The organism is Streptomyces microflavus, assembly GCF_014650075.1.
Lineage (GTDB): Bacteria > Actinomycetota > Actinomycetes > Streptomycetales > Streptomycetaceae > Streptomyces > Streptomyces microflavus.
The window spans coordinates 1,098,507-1,118,725 of sequence record NZ_BMUG01000001.1; the positions used below are offsets into that span (position 1 = coordinate 1,098,507).

A 20,219-nucleotide genomic window follows, 5' to 3' on the forward strand; every position below is an offset into this window, starting at 1 on the left:
GCAGTGCCGCCCAAGGAACCGCCGCGCCGCCGTGTACCCGGCCCGGCGCGCCCCCGTAACGGGGCGAACGGCCGCTCCGGCGCGCGCCCCCCGGCCCGCCGCCCCCGCCCCGCCCCGGGACGCACCACCGCACGCGGGCGCGCGCCCCGCTCCCTGCGCCTGGGCAGCCCACGCCCCCGGCTGCGGCTCGTCAGCCTCGGGCTGACGCTGGTCATGCTGGCCTTCGTGGCCCGGCTGCTCCAGGTCCAGGCCGTCGACGCCACCGCGTACGCGGCCAAGGCCGAGAAGAACCGCTACCTGGAGTACGAGGTCGCGGCCGAGCGCGGGGAGATCACCGACCGCAGAGGTGTCGCGCTCGCCACCAGCGTCGACGCGCACAACATCACGGCCGACCCGAAGATGTTCACGCCCGAGGACAGCAAGGCCCCCGACGCGCCCCAGCAGGCCGCCGCCCTGCTCGCTCCCATCCTCGGCAAGGACGTCGACGAGCTCGTCAAGAAGCTCTCGGCGCCCAAGAGCCGCTACACCGTGCTCGCGTACCGGCAGACCCCCCAGGTCTGGAAGCAGATCAAGGACCTCAAGTCCGTTTTCGCCGAGAAGGCCGACGAGGACAAGCGGAACGGCGGGGCGGGAGCCAACGTCCTGGCCGGCGTCCTCCAGGAGCCGACCACCAGGCGGGTCTACCCCAACGGGGATCTCGCCGCCGGGATACTGGGATTCGTCAGCGCCGACGGCAAGGGCGGCGGCGGACTCGAATCGCAGCTGGACAAGGAGCTCGCGGGCGAGGACGGCAAGGTCCGCTACGCCCAGGCCGGCGGCCGCCGCGTCCCCACCGCGGGCAGCAGCGAGATCCCGGCCGTGCCCGGCTCCGACATCGAGCTGACCATCGACCGCGACATCCAGTGGGCCGCCCAGAAGGCCATCAGCGACCAGGTCGCGAAGTCCAAGGCCGACCGCGGCTACGTCATCGTGCAGAACACGCGCACCGGCGAGCTGCTGGCCATGGCCAACTCGCCGGGCTACGACCCCAACGACCTCTCCCAGGCCACCTCGGCGTCCCTGGGCAACGCGGCCCTCCAGGACGTGTACGAGCCCGGCTCCACCAGCAAGGTCATGTCCATGGCCGCCGTACTGGAGGAGAAGGCCGCCACGCCCGGCACCCACGTCACCGTCCCCAACCGGCTGCACCGCGGCGACCGGCTCTTCAAGGACGACATCGACCACCCCACCTGGTACCTCACGCTCAACGGGGTCCTCGCCAAGTCCAGCAACATCGGCACCATCCTGGCGACCGGTCAGCTGGGCAGGACCCAGGCGGAGTCCAACCAGGTCCTCTACTCCTACCTGCGCAAGTTCGGCTTGGGCACCAAGACCGGGCTCGGCTACCCCGGCGAGTCGCCCGGCCTCCTGGCCCACCCCAAGGACTGGTCGACCTCGCAGCAGTACACGATCCCGTTCGGCCAGGGCCTCTCGCTCAACGCCGTCCAGGCCGCCTCGGTCTACTCCACCATCGCCAACGGCGGTGTCCGGATCGCGCCCACCCTCGTCCGCGGCACCAAGGGCGCCGACGGCCGCTTCACCTCCGCCGAGGCCCCCGAGAAGAACCGCGTGGTCAGCGAGAAGACCGCGAAGACCCTGGCGACCATGCTGGAATCCGTCGTCGACGACCAGGAGGGCACCGGAACCAAGGCCGCCATCCCCGGCTACCGGGTCGCGGGCAAGACCGGCACCGCCAACCGGGTCGACCCGGTCCGCGGTGTCTACAAGGGGTACACCGCCTCCTTCGCCGGGTTCGCCCCGGCCGACAATCCGCAGATCACCGTCTACTGCGCGATCCAGAACCCCACCAAGGGAAGCTACTTCGGCGGCCAGATCTGCGGCCCGATCTACAAGCAGGTCATGGAGTTCGCCCTCAAGACGCTCCAGACCCCACCGTCCGGCAGCAAGCCGCCCCGGCTGCCGGTGTCCTTCAAACCCGGCGAGTGAACACGGGGATGCGCGAGCATCCCCCCAAGGGAACCCTCAGTGACAACCATCACCCCCGATCCCGGGAACCGGAACGAGAACTTCCCGGGACCCGGTCCCTCGCTTCGCGAGACGCCGCACCGGCCCGGTACGCTCACCGCCGTGCCCCACGCTGATCAGTCCCAAACCACCCAGAAGGACGCGCCTGTGACCTACCCGGGAGCGCCCCGACCGGACCGGCTCCGGCCCACCCCCCTCGGCGAGCTGGCCGCCCGGCTCGGCGTCGGAACGCCCGGCGACGGCGAAGTCACCGGCATCACCCACGACTCGCGGGCCGTGCGCCCCGGAGACCTGTACGCGGCCCTGCCCGGCGCCCGCCTCCACGGCGCCGACTTCGCCGCCCAGGCCGCGGGCCTCGGTGCCGTCGCCGTCCTCACCGACCCGACGGGCGCCGAACGCGCCGCCGCCACCGGGCTGCCGGTCCTGGTCGCCGAGGATCCCCGCGGCGTCATGGGGGAGCTGGCCGCCGACATCTACGGGCGGCCCGGCATCGGCCTCCTCCAGATCGGCATCACCGGAACCTCCGGCAAGACCACCACCGCGTACCTGGTCGAAGGCGGACTGCGCGCCGCGGGCCGGCCCACCGGGCTCATCGGCACCGTCGAGATGCGCATCGGCGACGAGCGCATCAAGTCCGAGCGCACCACGCCCGAAGCCACCGACCTCCAGGCCCTGTTCGCGGTCATGCGCGAACGCGGCGTCGAGGCCGTCGCGATGGAGGTCTCCAGCCACGCCCTCGTGCTCGGCCGGGTCGACGCCTGTGTCTTCGACGTCGCCGTCTTCAACAACCTCAGCCCGGAGCACATGGAGTTCCACTCCGGCATGGAGGACTACTTCCAGGCCAAGGCCCAGCTCTTCACCCCCGAGCGCAGCCACCGCGGCGTGGTCAACTTCGACGACGAGTACGGCCGCAGGCTCATCACCGAGTCCGGCGTCCCGGTCACCACCTTCTCCGCCGAGGGCCACCCGGACGCCGACTGGCACGCCGAGGACGTCGAGGTCGGACCGCAGGACAGCACCTTCACCGCCGTCGGCCCGAAGGGCGAGCGGATCACCGCCCGCGCCCCGCTGCCCGGCCCGTTCAACGTCGCCAACACCCTCGCCGCGATCGTCACCCTGGCCGTCGCGGGCGTCGACCCGCAGACCGCCGCCGACGGCATCGCGGCCGTCCCCGGCGTCCCGGGCCGCCTGGAGCGGGTGGACGCCGGACAGCCCTACCTCGCCGTCGTCGACTACGCGCACAAGACCGACGCCGTCGAGTCCGTACTGCGCTCCCTGCAGAAGGTCACCGAGGGCCGGGTGCACATCGTCCTCGGCTGCGGCGGCGACCGCGACACCACCAAACGCGGCCCGATGGGCGCCGCCGCGGCCCGCCTCTCCGACACCGCCGTGCTGACCTCCGACAACCCCCGCTCCGAGGACCCCCTCGCGATCCTCGCCGCGATGCTCTCCGGCGCCGCCGAAGTGCCCGTCCACGAACGCGGCGACGTCCTGGTCGACGCCGACCGGGCCTCGGCCATCGCCGCCGCCGTCGCGCGCGCCGAACCGGGCGACACCGTCCTCGTCGCGGGCAAGGGCCACGAGCAGGGCCAGGACATCCACGGGGTCGTACGCCCCTTCGACGACCGCAAGGTCCTGCACGACGCCATCGAGCGGTCCCTGGGGCGCACCGGCGCCCCGGACCGTGCCCCTCACCACGAGAACAACAGTCAGGGATGACCAAGTGATCACCCTTTCCCTCGCCGAGATCGCGGAAATCGTCGGCGGGCAGCCGCACGACATACCGGACCCGGCAGTCACCGTCACCGGTCCCGTCGTCATCGACTCCCGCGAGGCCGGACCCGGCAGCCTGTTCGCCGCGTTCGCCGGCGAGCACGTGGACGGCCACGACTACGCGCAGCGCGCCGTCGAGGCGGGCGCGGCCGCCGTCCTGGCCGCCCGCCCCGTCGGCGTTCCGGCGATCGTCGTGGACGACGTCGTCGGCGCGCTCGGCGCGCTCGCCCGTACCGCCGTCGAACGCCTCGGCACCACCGTCGTCGCGCTCACCGGCTCCGCGGGCAAGACGTCCACCAAGGACCTGATCGCGCAGCTCCTGCAGCGCAAGGCACCCACGGTCTGGACGCCGGGCTCCCTCAACAACGAGATCGGGCTGCCGCTCACCGCCCTGCGGGCCACCTCCGAGACCCAGCACCTGGTCCTGGAGATGGGCGCCCGCGGCATCGGGCACATCCACTACCTCGCCGACCTCACCCCGCCCCGCATCGGCCTGGTCCTCAACGTCGGCTCCGCCCACCTCGGGGAGTTCGGCAGCCGGGAGGCGATCGCGCAGGCCAAGGGTGAACTGGTCGAGGTGCTCCCCGAGGACGGCTGCGCCGTGCTCAACGCCGACGACCCACTCGTACGCGCGATGGCTTCGCGCACCAGGGCCCGGGTTCTGCTCTTCGGAGAAGCCCCGGATGCGGACGTACGGGGCGAGAAGGTCCGGATGACCCCCGACGGGCGGCCCGCGTTCGAGCTCCACACACCCACCGGGTGCAGCGACGTGACCATGCGCCTGTACGGTGAGCACCACGTGTCGAACGCGCTCGCCGCGGCCGCCGTCGCCCATGAGTTGGGCATGTCCGTGACCGAGATCGCCGAGGCGCTCTCGGAGGCGGGCACCCTCTCCCGCTGGCGCATGGAGGTCACCGAGCGTCCGGACGGTGTGACGGTCGTCAATGACGCCTACAACGCGAACCCCGAATCCATGAGAGCCGCACTGCGTGCGCTGGCTGCCATGGGGCAGGCCCGACGGGCCGACGGGGGGCGCACCTGGGCGGTGCTCGGTCAGATGGCCGAGCTCGGTGACGCGTCGCTCGCCGAGCACGACGCGGTCGGACGGCTCGCCGTCCGGCTCAACGTCAGCAAGCTCGTCGCTGTCGGGGGGAGAGAAGCCTCCTGGCTGCAACTGGGCGCATATAACGAGGGTTCGTGGGGTGAGGAGTCGGTGCACGTGTCCGACGCACAGGCGGCCGTCGACCTGTTGCGCAGTGAACTGCGCCCGGGAGACGTCGTGCTGGTGAAGGCGTCCCGGTCGGTCGGCCTGGAGAAGGTCGCCCAGGCACTGCTGGAGAACTCGACCGAGGGCGAGGTCGCCGGCCGATGAGGCAGATCCTCTTCGCGGGGGCCATCGGGCTCTTTCTGACCCTGGTCGGGACCCCGCTGCTGATCAAGCTGCTGGCCCGCAAGGGATACGGGCAGTTCATCCGGGACGACGGCCCGCGCACGCACGGCAGCAAGAAGGGCACGCCCACGATGGGCGGCATCGCCTTCATCCTGGCGACGATCATCGCGTACCTCCTCGCGAAGGTGATCACCGGCGAGGACATCCGGTACTCCGGCGTCCTCGTGCTGTTCCTGATGACCGGGATGGGCCTCGTCGGCTTCCTCGACGACTACATCAAGATCGTCAAGCAGCGTTCGCTGGGTCTGCGGGCCAAGGCGAAGATGGCCGGCCAGCTGATCGTCGGCATCGCCTTCGCGGTGCTCGCGCTCCAGTTCCCCAACTCCAACGGCTACACCCCGGCCTCCACCCGGCTCTCGTTCGTCGAGGACTTCGGCTGGTCGATCGGCCCGGTGCTGTTCTGCGTCTGGGCGCTGTTCATGATCCTCGCCATGTCCAACGGCGTGAACCTCACGGACGGCCTCGACGGACTGGCCACCGGCGCCTCGGTGATGGTCTTCGGCGCCTACACCTTCATCGGCCTGTGGCAGTTCCAGGAGTCCTGCGCCAACGCGCTCACCCTGACCAACCCCAGCGCCTGTTTCGAGGTACGCGACCCACTCGACCTCGCCGTCGTCGCCTCCGCCCTGATGGGCGCCTGCTTCGGCTTCCTGTGGTGGAACACCTCGCCCGCCAAGATCTTCATGGGTGACACCGGCTCGCTCGCCCTCGGCGGCGCGCTCGCGGGCCTCGCGATCTGCTCCCGCACCGAGTTCCTGATGGCCATCCTCGGCGGCCTCTTCGTAATGATCACCATGTCCGTGGTCATCCAGGTCGGTTCGTTCAAGATGACCGGCAAGCGGGTCTTCCGGATGGCACCGCTCCAGCACCACTTCGAACTCAAGGGGTGGTCCGAAGTCCTTGTCGTGGTCCGCTTCTGGATCATCCAGGGCATGTGCGTGATCGTCGGCCTCGGCCTCTTCTACGCAGGATGGGCAGCCAAGAAGTGAGCACCGCGGACTGGCAGGGCAAGCACGTCACCGTCGCCGGACTCGGCGTCAGCGGCATCCCCGCGGCCCGTGCCCTGCACGAGCGCGGCGCGCTCGTCACCGTCGTGAACGACGGCGACGACGAGCGCGCCCGCGCGCAGGCGGCCGAACTGGAGGCGCTCGGCATCACCGTGCGCCTCGGCGACGGTGCCACCCTGCCGCCGTCCACGGAACTCGTCGTCACCGCCCCCGGCTGGCAGCCGGACAAGCCGCTCTTCCTGGCTGCCGCCGAGGCGGGCGTCGACATCTGGGGCGACGTCGAACTCGCCTGGCGGCTGCGGGGGACGAACGGCCGCAAGGCCGCCCCCTGGCTCGCCGTCACCGGCACCAACGGCAAGACCACCACCGTACGGATGCTGGCCTCGATCCTTCAGGCGGCGGGGCTGCGCACCGCGGCGGTCGGCAACATCGGCGTATCGCTGCTGGACGCGGTGCTCGGCGAGACGGAGTACGACGTCCTCGCCGTCGAGCTCTCCAGCTACCAGCTGCACTGGGCGCCCTCCCTGCGCGCCCACTCCGCCGCCGTCCTCAACCTGGCCCCCGACCACCTCGACTGGCACGGCTCGATGGAGGCGTACGCCGCCGACAAGGGCCGGGTCTACGAGGGCAACACGGTCGCCTGTGTCTACAACGCGGCCGACCCGGCCACCGAGGAGCTGGTCCGCGAGGCCGACGTCGAGGAGGGCTGCCGCGCCATCGGCTTCACCCTCGGTGCCCCCGGCCCCTCGCAGCTCGGCGTGGTCGACGGCATCCTCGTCGACCGGGCCTTCGTGAAGAACCGGCAGAAGCAGGCCCAGGAGCTGGCCGAGGTCTCCGACGTCAACCCGCCGGCCCCGCACAACATCGCCAACGCCCTCGCCGCCGCCGCCCTAGCCCGCGCGTTCGGCGTGGAACCGGCCGCCGTCCGCGACGGGCTGCGCAACTTCCGCCCCGACGCCCACCGCATCGAACACGTCGCGGACATCGACGGAGTCGCGTACGTCGACGACTCCAAGGCCACCAACACCCACGCCACCGAGGCCTCCCTGGCCGCCTACGACTCCATCGTCTGGATCGCGGGCGGGCTGGCCAAGGGCGCCACCTTCGACGAGCTGGTCACCGGCGCGGCGAAGCGGCTGCGCGGCGTCGTTCTGATGGGCGCCGACCGCGCGCTGATCCACGAAGCCCTGACGCGACACGCCCCCGAAGTCCCGGTGGTCGACCTCGACCGGACCGACACTGGGGCGATGTCCGAGGCCGTCGAACACGCCGCCCGCCTCGCGCAGCCGGGCGATACGGTACTGCTGGCCCCGGCCTGTGCCTCGATGGACATGTTCACCAACTACATCAAGCGGGGCGAGGCGTTCGCGGACGCGGTCCGCGCACGCGCCGAAGAGAGCGCCTGACCGACCGGGCCTCCGCGCCGGGGCCGGGCCCCCGGGCACGAGCAGTGGAGGGGACAGCGACAATGCCGGCCGAGAAGAGCTCCGCCGTACGCAGTCGGCGCCCGGCACCACCCCGTGGTGCCGGGCGCGGCCCCTCCGCCCCCCGCACCCCGCGCGGCGGTGGCGTACGGCGCCTCTACGAGCAGGCACGCCGGGCCTGGGACCGCCCCCTGACCGCCTACTACGTGATCCTCGGCTCCAGCCTCCTGATCACGGTGCTGGGCCTGGTGATGGTCTACTCCGCCTCGATGATCAAGGCGCTGAGCATCGACAAGTCGTCGACGTACTTCTTCGGGAAGCAGTTCGTCGCCGCCGTCATCGGGGGCGCGCTCATGCTGATCGCCTCCCGGATGCCGGTGAAGCTCCACCGCGCCCTGGCCTACCCGATGCTCATGGTCACGGTCTTCCTGATGGTCCTGGTCCAGGTGCCGGGGATAGGGATGTCGGTCAACGGCAACCAGAACTGGCTCTACCTGGGCGGCCCGTTCCAGATCCAGCCCAGCGAGTTCGGCAAGCTCGCACTGATCCTGTGGGGAGCCGACCTCCTCGCCCGCAAGCAGGACAAGCGGTTGCTGACGCAGTGGAAGCACATGCTCGTACCGCTGGTCCCGGTCGCCTTCATGCTGCTCGGGCTGATCATGCTGGGCGGCGACATGGGGACCGCGATCATCCTCACGGCGATCCTGTTCGGCCTGCTCTGGCTGGCCGGCGCCCCCACCCGGCTCTTCGCCGGGGTGCTCGGATTCGCCGCCGCCATCGCCTTCGTCCTGGTCTGGACCAGCCCCAACCGGATGTCCCGGCTCTCCTGCATGGGCGTGCTCGGCGAACCCGACCCGGACGACGGCTGCTGGCAGGCAGCCCACGGAATCTACGCGCTGGCCTCCGGCGGATGGTTCGGTTCCGGGCTCGGTGCGAGTGTGGAAAAATGGGGTCAACTCCCGGAACCCCACACCGACTTCATCTTCGCGATCACCGGTGAGGAACTGGGGTTGGCGGGGACGCTGTCCGTGCTCGCCCTGTTCGCGGCTCTAGGCTATGCGGGTATCCGCGTGGCCGGACGCACGGAGGACCCCTTCGTCAGGTATGCCGCGGGAGGCGTGACCACCTGGATCATGGCCCAGGCCGTGATCAACATCGGTGCGGTGCTCGGCCTGTTGCCGATCGCCGGTGTCCCGCTCCCGCTGTTCTCCTACGGAGGGTCCGCCCTGCTGCCGACGATGTTCGCGGTCGGGCTGATGATCGCCTTCGCGCGGGACGATCCCGCCGCGAAGGCGGCCCTGGCCATGCGGAGGCCCGGGGTGAGATGGAAGACGATGAGACGGCGCGTCAAGAAGCGTCCGTCCGGAGAGCGGTGAATTTCGGTGCATGTCGTACTCGCCGGCGGGGGGACCGCCGGACACATCGAGCCCGCGCTTGCCCTCGCAGACGCCCTGCGCAGGCAGGACCCGACCGTGGGAATCACTGCCCTCGGCACGGAACGCGGCCTGGAGACCAGGCTCGTACCCGAGCGGGGGTACGAGCTCGCCCTCATCCCTGCCGTACCGCTGCCCCGTAAGCCCACCCCCGAGCTGATCACCGTCCCGGGCCGGCTGCGCGGCACCATCAAGGCCGCCGAGCAGATCCTGGAGCGCACCAAGGCGGACTGCGTGGTCGGCTTCGGCGGTTACGTCGCGCTGCCCGGCTACCTCGCCGCCAAGCGCGTCGGCGTCCCCATCGTCGTCCACGAGGCCAACGCCCGCCCCGGCCTCGCCAACAAGATCGGCTCGCGGTACGCCCACGGGGTCGCCGTCTCCACGCCGGACAGCAAGCTGCGCGGCGCCCGCTACATCGGCATCCCGCTGCGCCGCACCATCGCCACCCTGGACCGCGCCCGGGTCCGCCCGGAGGCCCGCGCCTCCTTCGGCCTCGACCCCAACCTGCCCACGCTGCTGGTCTCCGGCGGCTCGCAGGGCGCACGTCACCTCAACGAGGTGGTCCAGCGGGTCGCGCCGCTGCTCCAGCGCTCCGGGATCCAGATCCTCCATGTGGTCGGCCCGAAGAACGAATTGCCGCGGATCGACAACATGCCCGGGATGCCGCCCTACATCCCGGTACCGTACGTGGACCGGATGGACCTCGCGTACGCCGCGGCCGACATGATGCTCTGCCGCGCGGGCGCGATGACCGTCGCCGAACTCTCCGCCGTCGGGCTTCCCGCCGCCTACGTCCCGCTGCCCATCGGCAACGGCGAACAGCGGCTCAACGCCCAGCCGGTGGTCAACGCCGGCGGCGGCCTGCTGGTGGACGACGCGGCGCTGACCCCGGAGTGGGTGCAGGGCAACGTCCTGCCGGTGCTGTCGGACCCCCACCGGCTGTACGAAATGTCCCGTGCCGCCGCGGAGTTCGGCCGGCGCGACGCCGACGACCTGCTCGTCGGCATGGTGTACGAAGCGATTGCCTCCCGCCGCCAGGCGTGAGGCGGTGCGGACCCGGGGCGGGCGCCCCGGGTCCGGCGAAGGAGCGAGCGTGGCCGGACCGACGACCGCCCAGCGCGGCCCAGCGGGGCGTGCGGACACCTCCGCCCGCCCGCCGCACATCGGCCCCGAGGAGCGCCGCATCGGCCGCCGTACGCTCCTGATCCTGATCGGCGTGGCGGCGGCCCTGCTCACCGCGTTCGCCGTCTGGGTGCTCTACGGCTCCTCCTGGCTCCGGGTCGAGCGCGTCTCCACCAGCGGTGTCGAGGTGCTGACCCGTGCAGAGGTGGAAGCGGTTGCCGCGGTGCCGCTCGGCGCCCCCCTGATCTCGGTGGACACCGGTGCCATGGAAGCCAGGTTGCGCCAGAAGCTGCCTCGTATCGACTCGGTGGATGTCGTACGGTCCTGGCCGCACGGCATCGGCCTTAAGGTGACCGAACGCAAGCCGGTCCTGCTGGTCGAAAAGGGTGCGAAGTTCATCGAGGTGGACGGATCGGGTGTCCGCTTCGCCACGGTGGACCGGGCGCCCGAGGGCGTACCGCTGCTGGAGCTGAAGCCGGCCCGGTCCGCGAGTCTGCGCCGGTTCGGCAGTGACCGTCTGTTGCAGGAAGCGGTACAGGTCGCGGGTGAACTGCCCACGGGCGTCGCCGGGGACACCGAGGCCGTACGGGTCACCTCGTACGACGGGATCTCGTTGCGGCTCACCCGTGATCGTGTGGTGACCTGGGGCAGTAGTGAGGACGGGGCCGTGAAGGCGCGGGTGCTCACCGCTCTCATGAAGGCGGCCCCCAAAGCGGGACACTTCGACGTGAGTGCCCCCACCGCCCCTGCGGTATCAGCGAGTTGACGTGCATTTGTGCTGGCCAGCACCCTGGTTGGTCAGCGCTACGGGTGATCACATAGGGTGAAAAGAAAAACGGGAGGTTCGGCGTGTTCGTTGAACGTGCGCCACTTGTCGACTTAGTGTCCTGTTCGGAAGAGTCCAGGAAGCAGACACACTGGTAACCCTAAAGTTGAACGTTAGGGTTTGGGTCGGCGTTCGGACCGTCCCCATCGACATCAGTCGTCGCCGCGGGTCCTCCGCAGAGCGACGACACGTAACTCGAGGCGAGAGGCCTTCGACGTGGCAGCACCGCAGAACTACCTCGCAGTCATCAAGGTCATCGGTGTCGGCGGCGGTGGTGTCAATGCCATCAACCGAATGATCGAGGTCGGTCTCAAGGGCGTCGAGTTCATCGCGATCAACACGGACGCACAAGCCCTGTTGATGAGCGACGCCGACGTCAAGCTCGACGTCGGCCGCGAACTCACCCGGGGCCTCGGCGCCGGGGCGAACCCGGCCGTCGGTCGTAAGGCGGCAGAGGACCACCGTGAGGAGATCGAGGAGGTCCTCAAGGGGGCCGACATGGTCTTCGTCACCGCCGGAGAAGGCGGCGGCACCGGCACCGGCGGCGCACCCGTCGTCGCCAACATCGCGCGCTCGCTCGGCGCCCTGACGATCGGTGTGGTCACCCGCCCGTTCACCTTCGAGGGCCGACGACGCGCGAACCAGGCGGAGGACGGCATCGCCGAACTCCGCGAAGAGGTCGACACCCTCATCGTCATCCCCAACGACCGCCTGCTGTCCATCTCGGACCGCCAGGTCAGCGTCCTCGACGCCTTCAAGTCGGCCGACCAGGTACTGCTCTCGGGCGTCCAGGGCATCACCGACCTGATCACCACACCGGGCCTGATCAACCTCGACTTCGCCGACGTCAAGTCGGTCATGTCCGAGGCCGGATCGGCGCTCATGGGCATCGGCTCCGCACGCGGCGACGACCGCGCGGTGGCGGCGGCGGAGATGGCGATCTCCTCGCCGCTCCTGGAGGCGTCCATCGACGGCGCCCGCGGTGTCCTGCTCTCCATCTCCGGCGGCAGCGACCTCGGTCTCTTCGAGATCAACGAGGCCGCCCAGCTGGTGAGCGAGGCGGCGCACCCCGAGGCCAACATCATCTTCGGCGCCGTCATCGACGACGCCCTCGGTGACGAGGTGCGGGTCACCGTGATCGCGGCCGGGTTCGACGGCGGACAGCCGCCGACCCGCCGGGAGAACGTCCTCGGCGCGAACACGAACAAGCGGGAGGAGCCGGCCGCCCCGGCCAGGTCCACCGAGTCCGCGCGCCCGTCGGGCGGACTGGGCTCCGTACCTCCGCGCGAGGAGAGCCCGGCCCCGGCCGAGCCCGCCCCCGCGTCGGCTTCGAGCGAGAGCCCGCTGTCGCAGGTCTCTCCGCCGCACGTCCCGCCGGCCCGTCCCTACCAGGACACCCAGGCCGAAGAGCTGGACGTACCGGACTTCTTGAAGTGATAGGTCAGGATCGGACGGCACCCGTCACGGGCAGCGCTCATTTCGCCTTCACCGACCGGTGGGGCGGGGTGAGCGCCGCTCCGTACGGTGAGCTCAACCTCGGCGGCGCGGTCGGTGACGACCCCGCCGCCGTCGGCGCGAACCGCGAGCGCGCGGCCCGCCGGCTCGGCCTCGACCCGGCCTCCGTCGTCTGGATGAACCAGGTGCACGGCCGGGACGTGGCGGTGGTCGACGGACCCTGGGGGGCGGAGGCGGAGATTCCGGCCGTGGACGCGGTGGTGACCACCCGGCGCGGACTGGCACTCGCGGTCCTCACCGCCGACTGCACCCCCGTCCTCCTCGTCGACCCGGTCGCCGGAGTCGTCGGGGCGGCGCACGCCGGGCGGCCGGGGCTGGTCGCCGGAGTCGTCCCCGCGGTGGTCGAGGCCATGACCGCGCTGGGCGCACGCCCGTCCCGGATCACCGCGCACACCGGACCGGCCGTCTGCGGACGGTGCTACGAAGTGCCCGAGGAGATGCGGGCCGAGGTCGCCGAGGCCGTCCCCGGCACCTGGTCCGAGACGAGCTGGGGGACCCCGGCGGTCGACGTCACCGGTGGAGTCCACGCCCAGCTCGCCGCCCTCGGGGTGAGCGACCTGCACCGTTCGCCGGTCTGCACCCGTGAATCGGGCGACCACTTCTCGTACCGCCGCGACCGCACCACCGGGCGGCTCGCCGGATATGTCTGGTTGGACTGATAGGGCATGACGGACCGTAAGGCACAACTCGCGGCGAATCTGGCACAGGTGGAGGAAAGGATCACATCCGCCTGCACCGCGGCCGGCCGCAAGCGCGAGGAAGTGACCCTGATCGTGGTCACCAAGACCTATCCCGCGAGCGATGTGCGGATCCTGCACGAACTGGGAGTACGTCATGTCGCGGAGAATCGTGACCAGGACGCGGCACCGAAAGCCACCGCTTGTGCGGATCTTTCCCTGACATGGCACTTTGTCGGACAACTGCAGACGAACAAGGTTCGTTCTGTGACGAGTTATGCCGATGTCGTTCAGTCGGTGGACCGGACCAAGCTGGTCACGGCCCTCTCGGCCGCCGCGGTCCGCGCGGACCGCGAGCTCGGCTGTCTGATCCAGGTCGCCCTGGACGCGGAGAGCGGGGAGCGCGGCGAGCGGGGCGGGGTCGCGCCGGACGGGATCGAGGAGTTGGCGGCCGCGGTCGACGCGGCGGAGGGTCTGCGGCTCGACGGTCTGATGACCGTGGCGCCGCTGGCCGGACCGTTTGCCGGAAGGCAACGGGCCGCTTTCGACCGGCTGATGGAATTGGCCACCCGCCTGCGCGCCGGTCATCCGGCTGCGAACATGGTCTCCGCAGGCATGAGTGCGGACCTGGAGGACGCGGTGGCGGCCGGAGCGACACATGTACGCGTCGGTACGGCGGTACTCGGAGTCCGACCCGGGCTCGGGTAACGTCGCGAAGCAAGTCGGACCACAGCAGAAAATATGGTCATTCCCTAGCACAACGGGCAGACCACAGTGGATCGCGGGCACTTGGTGACGAATGCCGATCCACCACAGAGCGGAGGACTCGGAGCATGGCCGGCGCGATGCGCAAGATGGCGGTCTACCTCGGCCTCGTGGAGGACGATGGGTACGACGGTCCGGGGTTCGACCCCGATGACGAATTCGAACCTGAGCCGGAGCCTGAGCGCGACCGGCGGCGGCATCAGCCCCCGCACCAGGTGGAACGCGAGCGCGAGCGCGATCGCGAAAGGGACGAACCGGTACGAGTGGTGCAGCCACCCGCCCAGCGCGAACCGGTTCAGCTCCCCGCGGAAAGCGGGCGACCCGCCCGAATCGCCCCCGTGGCATCCATCACACCTGAACGCCCGAACATGGAGAAGAACGCACCGGTGATCATGCCCAAGGTCGTGTCCGAGCGGGAGCCGTACCGCATCACCACGCTCCACCCCAGGACCTACAACGAGGCCCGTACCATCGGGGAACACTTCCGTGAGGGCACTCCGGTGATCATGAATCTCACGGAGATGGACGATACGGACGCGAAGCGACTTGTCGACTTTGCCGCAGGACTCGTCTTCGGGCTCCATGGCAGCATTGAACGCGTGACGCAGAAGGTGTTCCTGTTGTCGCCTGCTAACGTCGATGTCACGGCGGAGGACAAGGCCCGCATCGCAGAGGGCGGATTCTTTAACCAGAGCTGAGAACACGACACCGGGAACAACCCGGCCGAGAGGCCGGTGCCGGCCGCGAGGCCGGAGCTACGAGAGCCAGGGGAGAGGGAAGCGCGGGACATGGGCGTCGCACTGGATGTGGTCTATATCGCGCTGATGTGTTTCCTCATCGTGCTGATCTTCCGGCTGGTCATGGACTATGTCTTCCAGTTCGCACGTTCATGGCAACCCGGCAAGGCGATGGTGGTCGTACTTGAGGCCACCTACACTGTCACCGATCCACCGCTCAAGCTTCTGCGGCGGTTCATTCCGCCGCTGCGTCTCGGGGGCGTGGCACTCGACCTGTCCTTCTTCGTTCTGATGATCATCGTCTACATCCTGATCAGCGTTGTGGTCAGGTTGTGAGCGATACGGTCTTGCCGACTGCCGACGACTACGTAGAGGTGAAGAAGAGATGCCGTTGACCCCCGAGGACGTGCGGAACAAGCAGTTCACGACCGTCCGCCTCCGAGAAGGCTATGACGAGGACGAGGTCGATGCCTTTCTCGACGAGGTCGAATCGGAGCTGACCCGTCTGCTCCGTGAGAACGAGGACCTGCGCGCCAAGCTGGCCGCTGCGACGCGCGCCGCCGCGCAGAACCAGCAGCAGCAACAGCAGCAGCAGGGTATGCGCAAGCCCCCGGAGCAGCAGGACCGGCCTGGACCCGTCCCCGCCGCCATATCCGGACCGCCGCAGCAGCAGCAGCCCCCGCAGATGGGTCCGCCCCAGCTGCCCGGTGGCGCCCCGCAGCTGCCTGCCGGTCCCAGCGGCCACGGCCCCCAGGGCGGCCACGGCGGCCCGCAGGGCCCCGGCCCGATGCAGGGCGGTCCCATGGGTGGCCCGATGGGCGGCCCCATGGGTCAGCACCCCCAGCAGCAGCAGATGCAGCAGATGCAGCAGATGCAGCAGCCGCAGATGCAGCAGCAGGGTCAGGGCCCCGGTGGCGACAGCGCCGCCCGTGTCCTCTCGCTGGCGCAGCAGACCGCCGACCAGGCGATCGCGGAGGCCCGTTCCGAGGCCAACAAGATCGTCGGCGAGGCGCGCAGCCGTGCCGAGGGCCTGGAGCGCGACGCGCGCGCCAAGGCCGACGCCCTGGAGCGGGACGCGCAGGAGAAGCACCGCGTGGCGATGGGCTCGCTGGAGTCGGCCCGCGCGACGCTGGAGCGCAAGGTCGAGGACCTGCGTGGCTTCGAGCGCGAGTACCGCACGCGGCTGAAGTCCTACCTGGAGAGCCAGCTGCGTCAGCTGGAGACCCAGGCGGACGACTCGCTCGCCCCGCCGCGGACCCCGGCCGCCGCTTCGCTGCCGCCGTCGCCCTCGCTGGCTCCGGCCGGTGCGGGTGCGATGGGTCACTCCATGGGTGGCTCCAACCACGGTGGCCATGGTGGCCAGCAGATGGGTGGCGGTCAGTCCATGGGCGGTGCGCCGTCCTACGGTGGGCAGCAGCAGATGTCGCCCGCGATGACGCAGCCGATGGCGCCGGTTCGGCCTCAGGCGCCGCAGCCGATGCAGCAGGCTCCGTCGCCGATGCGTGGGTTTCTGATCGACGAGGACGACAACTGAGCGGTTCGCGCTCGCTGAGCGCGTAGCCGTCGGCAGGCTGAGGGCCGGGCCCCGGGATTTCCCGGGGCCCGGCCCTTTGGCGTGGGCGCCTGGGGGTGAGGGGGTGCGGGTGGGGGCGCCTGCGGCGGGCTGTTCCCCTACCCGCCCCTTCCCGAAACCGGGGCTGCGCCCCGGGCCCCCTTTCGTCCTCAAGCGCCGGACGGGCTATAAGCAGCCTCGCCGGCGTTTGAGGCGCGGGGGTTCGGGGGCGGAGCCCCTGAGGGGTACGGCGAAGGGCCCGGCCGGAACGTGTCCGGCCGGGCCCTCAGGCGTACGGACCTACTGCTTGCGCAGGCGGAACACCAGCTCCAGGCCCTCGTCCTCGAAGGGGGCGCCGTACGTGTCGTCCGCCTCGCCCTCCGCGTAGTCCAGGGCCAGGACCTCGTCCGCGATCAGCGGCTTGTGCTCCGTGAGGGCCTCCACCGTCGCGGGGGACGTCGAGGTCCAGCGGACGGCGATGCGGTCCGCGACGTCCAGGCCGCTGTTCTTGCGGGCCTCCTGGATCAGGCGGATCGCGTCACGGGCCAGGCCCGCGCGGCGCAGTTCCGGGGTGATCTCCAGGTCCAGGGCGACCGTCGCACCCGAGTCCGAGGCGACCGACCAGCCCTCGCGCGGGGTCTCCGTGATGATGACCTCGTCCGGGGTGAGGGTGATCCGCTCACCGTCGACCTCCACCGCTGCCGTGCCCTCGCGCAGGGCGAGGGAGAGGGCCGCCGCGTCGGTGTCGGCCACGGCCTTGGCCACCGCCTGCACGCCCTTGCCGAACCGCTTGCCCAGGGCCCGGAAGTTCGCCTTCGCCGTCGTGTCGACCAGCGAGCCGCCCACCTCGGAGAGCGAGGCCAGCGAGGAGACGTTCAGCTCTTCCGTGATCTGTGCGCGCAGCTCGGGGGAGAGCGACTCGAAGCCCGTCGCCGCGACCAGGGCGCGGGACAGCGGCTGACGGGTCTTCACGCCCGACTCGGCGCGCGTGGCCCGGCCCAGCTCCACCAGGCGGCGCACCAGCGCCATCTGGGAGGAGAGGGCGGGGTCGATCGCCGCCAGGTCCGCCTTCGGCCAGGAGGACAGGTGGACCGACTCCGGGGCGTCCGGCGTGACCGGCGCGACCAGGTCCTGCCAGACCCGCTCGGTGATGAACGGGGTCAGCGGGGCCATCAGCCGGGTCACCGTCTCGACGACCTCGTGCAGCGTGCGCAGCGCTGCCTTGTCGCCCTGCCAGAAGCGGCGGCGCGAGCGGCGTACGTACCAGTTGGAGAGGTCGTCCACGAACGCGGAGAGCAGCTTGCCGGCGCGCTGGGTGTCGTAACCCTCCATGGCGACCGTCATCTGGTCGACCAGCGCGTTCAGTTCGCTCAGCAGCCAGCGGTCCAGGACCGTGCGGTCCGCCGGGGCCGGGTCGGCCGCCGAGGGGGCCCAGTTCGACGTGCGCGCGTACAGGGCCTGGAAGGCGACCGTGTTCCAGTAGGTGAGGAGCGTCTTGCGGACGACCTCCTGGATCGTGCCGTGGCCCACCCGGCGTGCCGCCCACGGGGAGCCGCCCGCCGCCATGAACCACCGCACCGCGTCCGCCCCGTGCTGGTCCATCAGCGGGATCGGCTGGAGGATGTTGCCCAGGTGCTTGGACATCTTGCGGCCGTCCTCGGCGAGGATGTGGCCCAGGCAGACGACGTTCTCGTAGGACGATTTGTCGAAGACCAGCGTGCCTACCGCCATCAGCGTGTAGAACCAGCCGCGGGTCTGGTCGATGGCCTCCGAGATGAACTGCGCCGGGTAGCGGCTCTCGAAGATCTCCTTGTTCTTGTACGGGTAGCCCCACTGCGCGAACGGCATCGAACCCGAGTCGTACCAGGCGTCGATGACCTCCGGGACGCGGTACGCCTCCAGCTGGCAGTTCTCGTGCGTGCAGGTGAAGGTGATCTCGTCGATGAAGGGGCGATGGGGGTCCAGGGATGACTGGTCCGTGCCCGTCAGCTCCGTCAGTTCCGCCCTTGAGCCCACGCACGTCAGGTGGTTGTCCTCGCAGCGCCAGATCGGCAGCGGCGTGCCCCAGTAGCGGTTGCGGGAGAGCGCCCAGTCGACGTTGTTGTTCAGCCAGTCGCCGAAGCGGCCGTTCTTGACCGATTCCGGGAACCAGTTGGTCTTCTCGTTCTCCTCAAGGAGGCGGTCCTTGATCGCGGTCGTCCTGACGTACCAGGACGGCTGCGCGTAGTAGAGCAGCGCCGTGTGGCAGCGCCAGCAGTGCGGGTAGCTGTGCTCGTACGGGACGTGGCGGAAGAGCTTGCCGCGGGCGTCCAGGTCGGCGGTGAGCGCCTCGTCGGCCTTCTTGAAGAAGACGCCGCCGACCAGGGGCAGGTCTTCCTCGAAGGTGCCGTCGGGGCGGACCGGGTTGACCACCGGCAGGCCGTACGCACGGCAGACCACGAGGTCGTCGGCGCCGAACGCGGGGGACTGGTGGACCAGACCCGTACCGTCCTCGGTCGTCACGTACTCGGCGTTGACCACGTAGTGGGCCTCCGCCGGGAAGTCGACCAGCGTGAAGGGGCGCTCGTAGGTCCAGCGCTCCATCTCGGCGCCGGTGAACGACTGGCCGGTCACCTCCCAGCCCTCACCGAGGGCCTTCTCCAGAAGGGGCTCGGCGACGACGAGCTTCTCCTCGCCGTCCGTCGCGACGACATAGCGGACCTCGGGGTGCGCGGCGACCGCCGTGTTGGAGACCAGCGTCCAGGGGGTGGTCGTCCACACCAGGAGGGCAGCCTCGCCGGCCAGCGGGCCGGAGGTGAGGGGGAAGCGGACGAAGACCGAGGGGTCGACGACCGTCTCGTACCCCTGCGCCAGCTCGTGGTCGGAGAGGCCGGTGCCGCAGCGCGGGCACCAGGGGGCGACGCGGTGGTCCTGGACCAGCAGGTCCTTGTTGAAGATCTCCTTCAGCGACCACCAGACGGAGTCCACGTACTCCGGGTCCATCGTGCGGTACGCGTCGTCCAGGTCGACCCAGTAGCCCATACGGGTCGTGAGCTCGGCGAAGGCGTCGGTGTGCCGGGTCACGGACTCGCGGCACTTGGCGTTGAACTCGGCGATGCCGAACGCCTCGATGTCCTTCTTGCCGTTGAAGCCCAGCTCCTTCTCCACCGCGAGCTCGACCGGCAGGCCGTGACAGTCCCAGCCGGCCTTGCGGCCCACGTGGTAGCCCTGCATGGTGCGGAAGCGGGGGAAGACGTCCTTGAAGACGCGCGCCTCGATGTGGTGCGCGCCGGGCATGCCGTTGGCGGTGGGCGGGCCCTCGTAGAAGACCCACTCCGGGCGGCCCTCGGACTGGTCCAGGCTCTTGGCGAAGACCTTGTTCTCGCGCCAGAAGTCGAGCACGGCGTGCTCCAGCGCGGGCAGGTCGACCTGGGCGGGTACCTGGTGGTACTGCGGCGATGTCATGTGCGGCTTCCTCCGGCGGACGTATTCCACTTCCGTCGGAGGGACGAGAGCGTCTCGGCTCCCGCGGTACCACCCTCCTTGGCCCCGGGGCGTGTGCCCGTGGCCCCCTCATTGGGGTAGCGATGCCGGGTCTACCTGCCTCGGAGTCCGTGGGCGGTGCCCATGGGCCGAGACGTTCTTCCGGCGGCTCCGGGGTGATCTTCACGACGCGCTCGCCCCCGGGCTCCCACCGTCCCCGGGTCGCTGCTGGCTGCGTACGGCGCTACTCGTCCCATCCATGCCTCTCGCTGGGCCCAGTGTACGGGCCCGTACGGCTGACGGCCGACCGGTTTAACCGTGGCCCGTGGCGTGACCCGAATGGCCAGTCGGGGGCGTACGGAGTTGGCCGCGGGGGTGCGGGGGCGTCCGGGGGCTGGATTACCGGGCGGGGAGCTGGGAACAACGGATGCAGGCGCGCCACGACCGGGTA

At 70.4% G+C, this 20,219-nt stretch carries 15 protein-coding genes; 14 read left to right on the forward strand and 1 reads right to left on the reverse strand.

All coding sequences use genetic code 11. The annotated features are described in order from the left end of the window. Positions 1-3: 3 nt before the first annotated feature. The 14 genes from IE264_RS04810 to IE264_RS04875 all read left to right on the forward strand — a co-directional run bounded on the left by IE264_RS04810 (position 4) and on the right by IE264_RS04875 (position 16,288). A complete protein-coding gene (locus IE264_RS04810; protein WP_032759495.1) occupies positions 4-1,986 on the forward strand; it encodes a peptidoglycan D,D-transpeptidase FtsI family protein in 1,983 nt (660 codons plus the stop codon). Positions 1,987-2,025: 39 nt separating this feature from the next. Next, positions 2,026-3,744, forward strand: coding sequence for a UDP-N-acetylmuramoyl-L-alanyl-D-glutamate--2,6-diaminopimelate ligase (locus tag IE264_RS04815; RefSeq protein WP_015608000.1), 1,719 nt, complete (start codon positions 2,026-2,028; stop codon positions 3,742-3,744). 4 nt (positions 3,745-3,748) lie between these two features. Beyond that, on the forward strand, positions 3,749-5,170 hold the full coding sequence (locus IE264_RS04820) for a UDP-N-acetylmuramoyl-tripeptide--D-alanyl-D-alanine ligase (protein WP_032759494.1): 1,422 nt from the start codon (positions 3,749-3,751) through the stop codon (positions 5,168-5,170). Beyond that, positions 5,167-6,237, forward strand: coding sequence for a phospho-N-acetylmuramoyl-pentapeptide-transferase (mraY, locus tag IE264_RS04825; RefSeq protein WP_015607998.1), 1,071 nt, complete (start codon positions 5,167-5,169; stop codon positions 6,235-6,237). Before IE264_RS04820 ends, mraY begins: the two co-directional genes overlap by 4 nt. Continuing rightward, the gene (murD, locus tag IE264_RS04830; RefSeq protein WP_180288890.1) at positions 6,219-7,661 is read left to right on the forward strand and encodes a UDP-N-acetylmuramoyl-L-alanine--D-glutamate ligase; all 1,443 of its coding nucleotides are present in this window, start codon (positions 6,219-6,221) and stop codon (positions 7,659-7,661) included. Before mraY ends, murD begins: the two co-directional genes overlap by 19 nt. Positions 7,662-7,723: 62 nt before the next feature. Then, positions 7,724-9,055 carry a putative lipid II flippase FtsW gene (gene ftsW, locus IE264_RS04835; protein ID WP_032759492.1) on the forward strand — a complete coding sequence of 444 codons (1,332 nt, stop codon included), beginning with the start codon at positions 7,724-7,726 and terminating at the stop codon, positions 9,053-9,055. A 6-nt stretch (positions 9,056-9,061) separates the two neighbouring features. Next, positions 9,062-10,156, forward strand: a complete 1,095-nt coding sequence (gene murG / locus IE264_RS04840; protein WP_015607995.1) for an undecaprenyldiphospho-muramoylpentapeptide beta-N-acetylglucosaminyltransferase — start codon at positions 9,062-9,064, stop codon at positions 10,154-10,156. Between the two features lie 49 nt (positions 10,157-10,205). Then, positions 10,206-11,000 carry a cell division protein FtsQ/DivIB gene (locus IE264_RS04845; RefSeq protein WP_032759491.1) on the forward strand — a complete coding sequence of 265 codons (795 nt, stop codon included), beginning with the start codon at positions 10,206-10,208 and terminating at the stop codon, positions 10,998-11,000. 276 nt (positions 11,001-11,276) lie between these two features. Beyond that, entirely contained in the window at positions 11,277-12,497 is a 1,221-nt protein-coding gene (gene ftsZ / locus IE264_RS04850) for a cell division protein FtsZ (protein ID WP_015607993.1), read from the forward strand. After that, positions 12,494-13,234 carry a peptidoglycan editing factor PgeF gene (gene pgeF, locus IE264_RS04855; RefSeq protein WP_078657587.1) on the forward strand — a complete coding sequence of 247 codons (741 nt, stop codon included), beginning with the start codon at positions 12,494-12,496 and terminating at the stop codon, positions 13,232-13,234. Before ftsZ ends, pgeF begins: the two co-directional genes overlap by 4 nt. A 6-nt stretch (positions 13,235-13,240) precedes the next feature. Then, a complete protein-coding gene (locus tag IE264_RS04860) occupies positions 13,241-13,960 on the forward strand; it encodes a YggS family pyridoxal phosphate-dependent enzyme (protein WP_015607991.1) in 720 nt (239 codons plus the stop codon). A gap of 125 nt (positions 13,961-14,085) precedes the next feature. Then, on the forward strand, positions 14,086-14,715 hold the full coding sequence (locus IE264_RS04865; protein ID WP_015607990.1) for a cell division protein SepF: 630 nt from the start codon (positions 14,086-14,088) through the stop codon (positions 14,713-14,715). A 90-nt stretch (positions 14,716-14,805) separates the two neighbouring features. Continuing rightward, positions 14,806-15,090 (forward strand): YggT family protein, encoded by a 285-nt coding sequence (locus IE264_RS04870; protein ID WP_006123846.1) that lies wholly within the window; start codon positions 14,806-14,808, stop codon positions 15,088-15,090. Positions 15,091-15,139: 49 nt separating this feature from the next. Next, on the forward strand, positions 15,140-16,288 hold the full coding sequence (locus IE264_RS04875) for a DivIVA domain-containing protein (protein ID WP_032759489.1): 1,149 nt from the start codon (positions 15,140-15,142) through the stop codon (positions 16,286-16,288). A 318-nt stretch (positions 16,289-16,606) separates the two neighbouring features. Here IE264_RS04875 and ileS read toward each other — a convergent pair whose 3' ends face one another. Continuing rightward, entirely contained in the window at positions 16,607-19,750 is a 3,144-nt protein-coding gene (gene ileS, locus IE264_RS04880) for an isoleucine--tRNA ligase (RefSeq protein ID WP_032759488.1), read from the reverse strand. Positions 19,751-20,219 lie beyond the last annotated feature (469 nt).

Excerpts from the sequence above, each read along its gene's own strand:
- IE264_RS04865 (WP_015607990.1), top strand. The coding sequence starts at position 14,086 with ATGGCCGGCGCGATGCGCAAGATGGCGGTCTACCTCGGCCTCGTGGAG.
- mraY (WP_015607998.1), top strand. The coding sequence starts at position 5,167 with ATGAGGCAGATCCTCTTCGCGGGGGCCATCGGGCTCTTTCTGACCCTG.
- IE264_RS04870 (WP_006123846.1), top strand. The coding sequence starts at position 14,806 with ATGGGCGTCGCACTGGATGTGGTCTATATCGCGCTGATGTGTTTCCTC.
- murD (WP_180288890.1), top strand. The coding sequence starts at position 6,219 with ATGGGCAGCCAAGAAGTGAGCACCGCGGACTGGCAGGGCAAGCACGTC.
- IE264_RS04875 (WP_032759489.1), top strand. The coding sequence starts at position 15,140 with ATGCCGTTGACCCCCGAGGACGTGCGGAACAAGCAGTTCACGACCGTC.
- ftsW (WP_032759492.1), top strand. The coding sequence starts at position 7,724 with ATGCCGGCCGAGAAGAGCTCCGCCGTACGCAGTCGGCGCCCGGCACCA.
- IE264_RS04860 (WP_015607991.1), top strand. The coding sequence starts at position 13,241 with ATGACGGACCGTAAGGCACAACTCGCGGCGAATCTGGCACAGGTGGAG.
- ileS (WP_032759488.1), bottom strand. The coding sequence starts at position 19,750 with ATGACATCGCCGCAGTACCACCAGGTACCCGCCCAGGTCGACCTGCCC.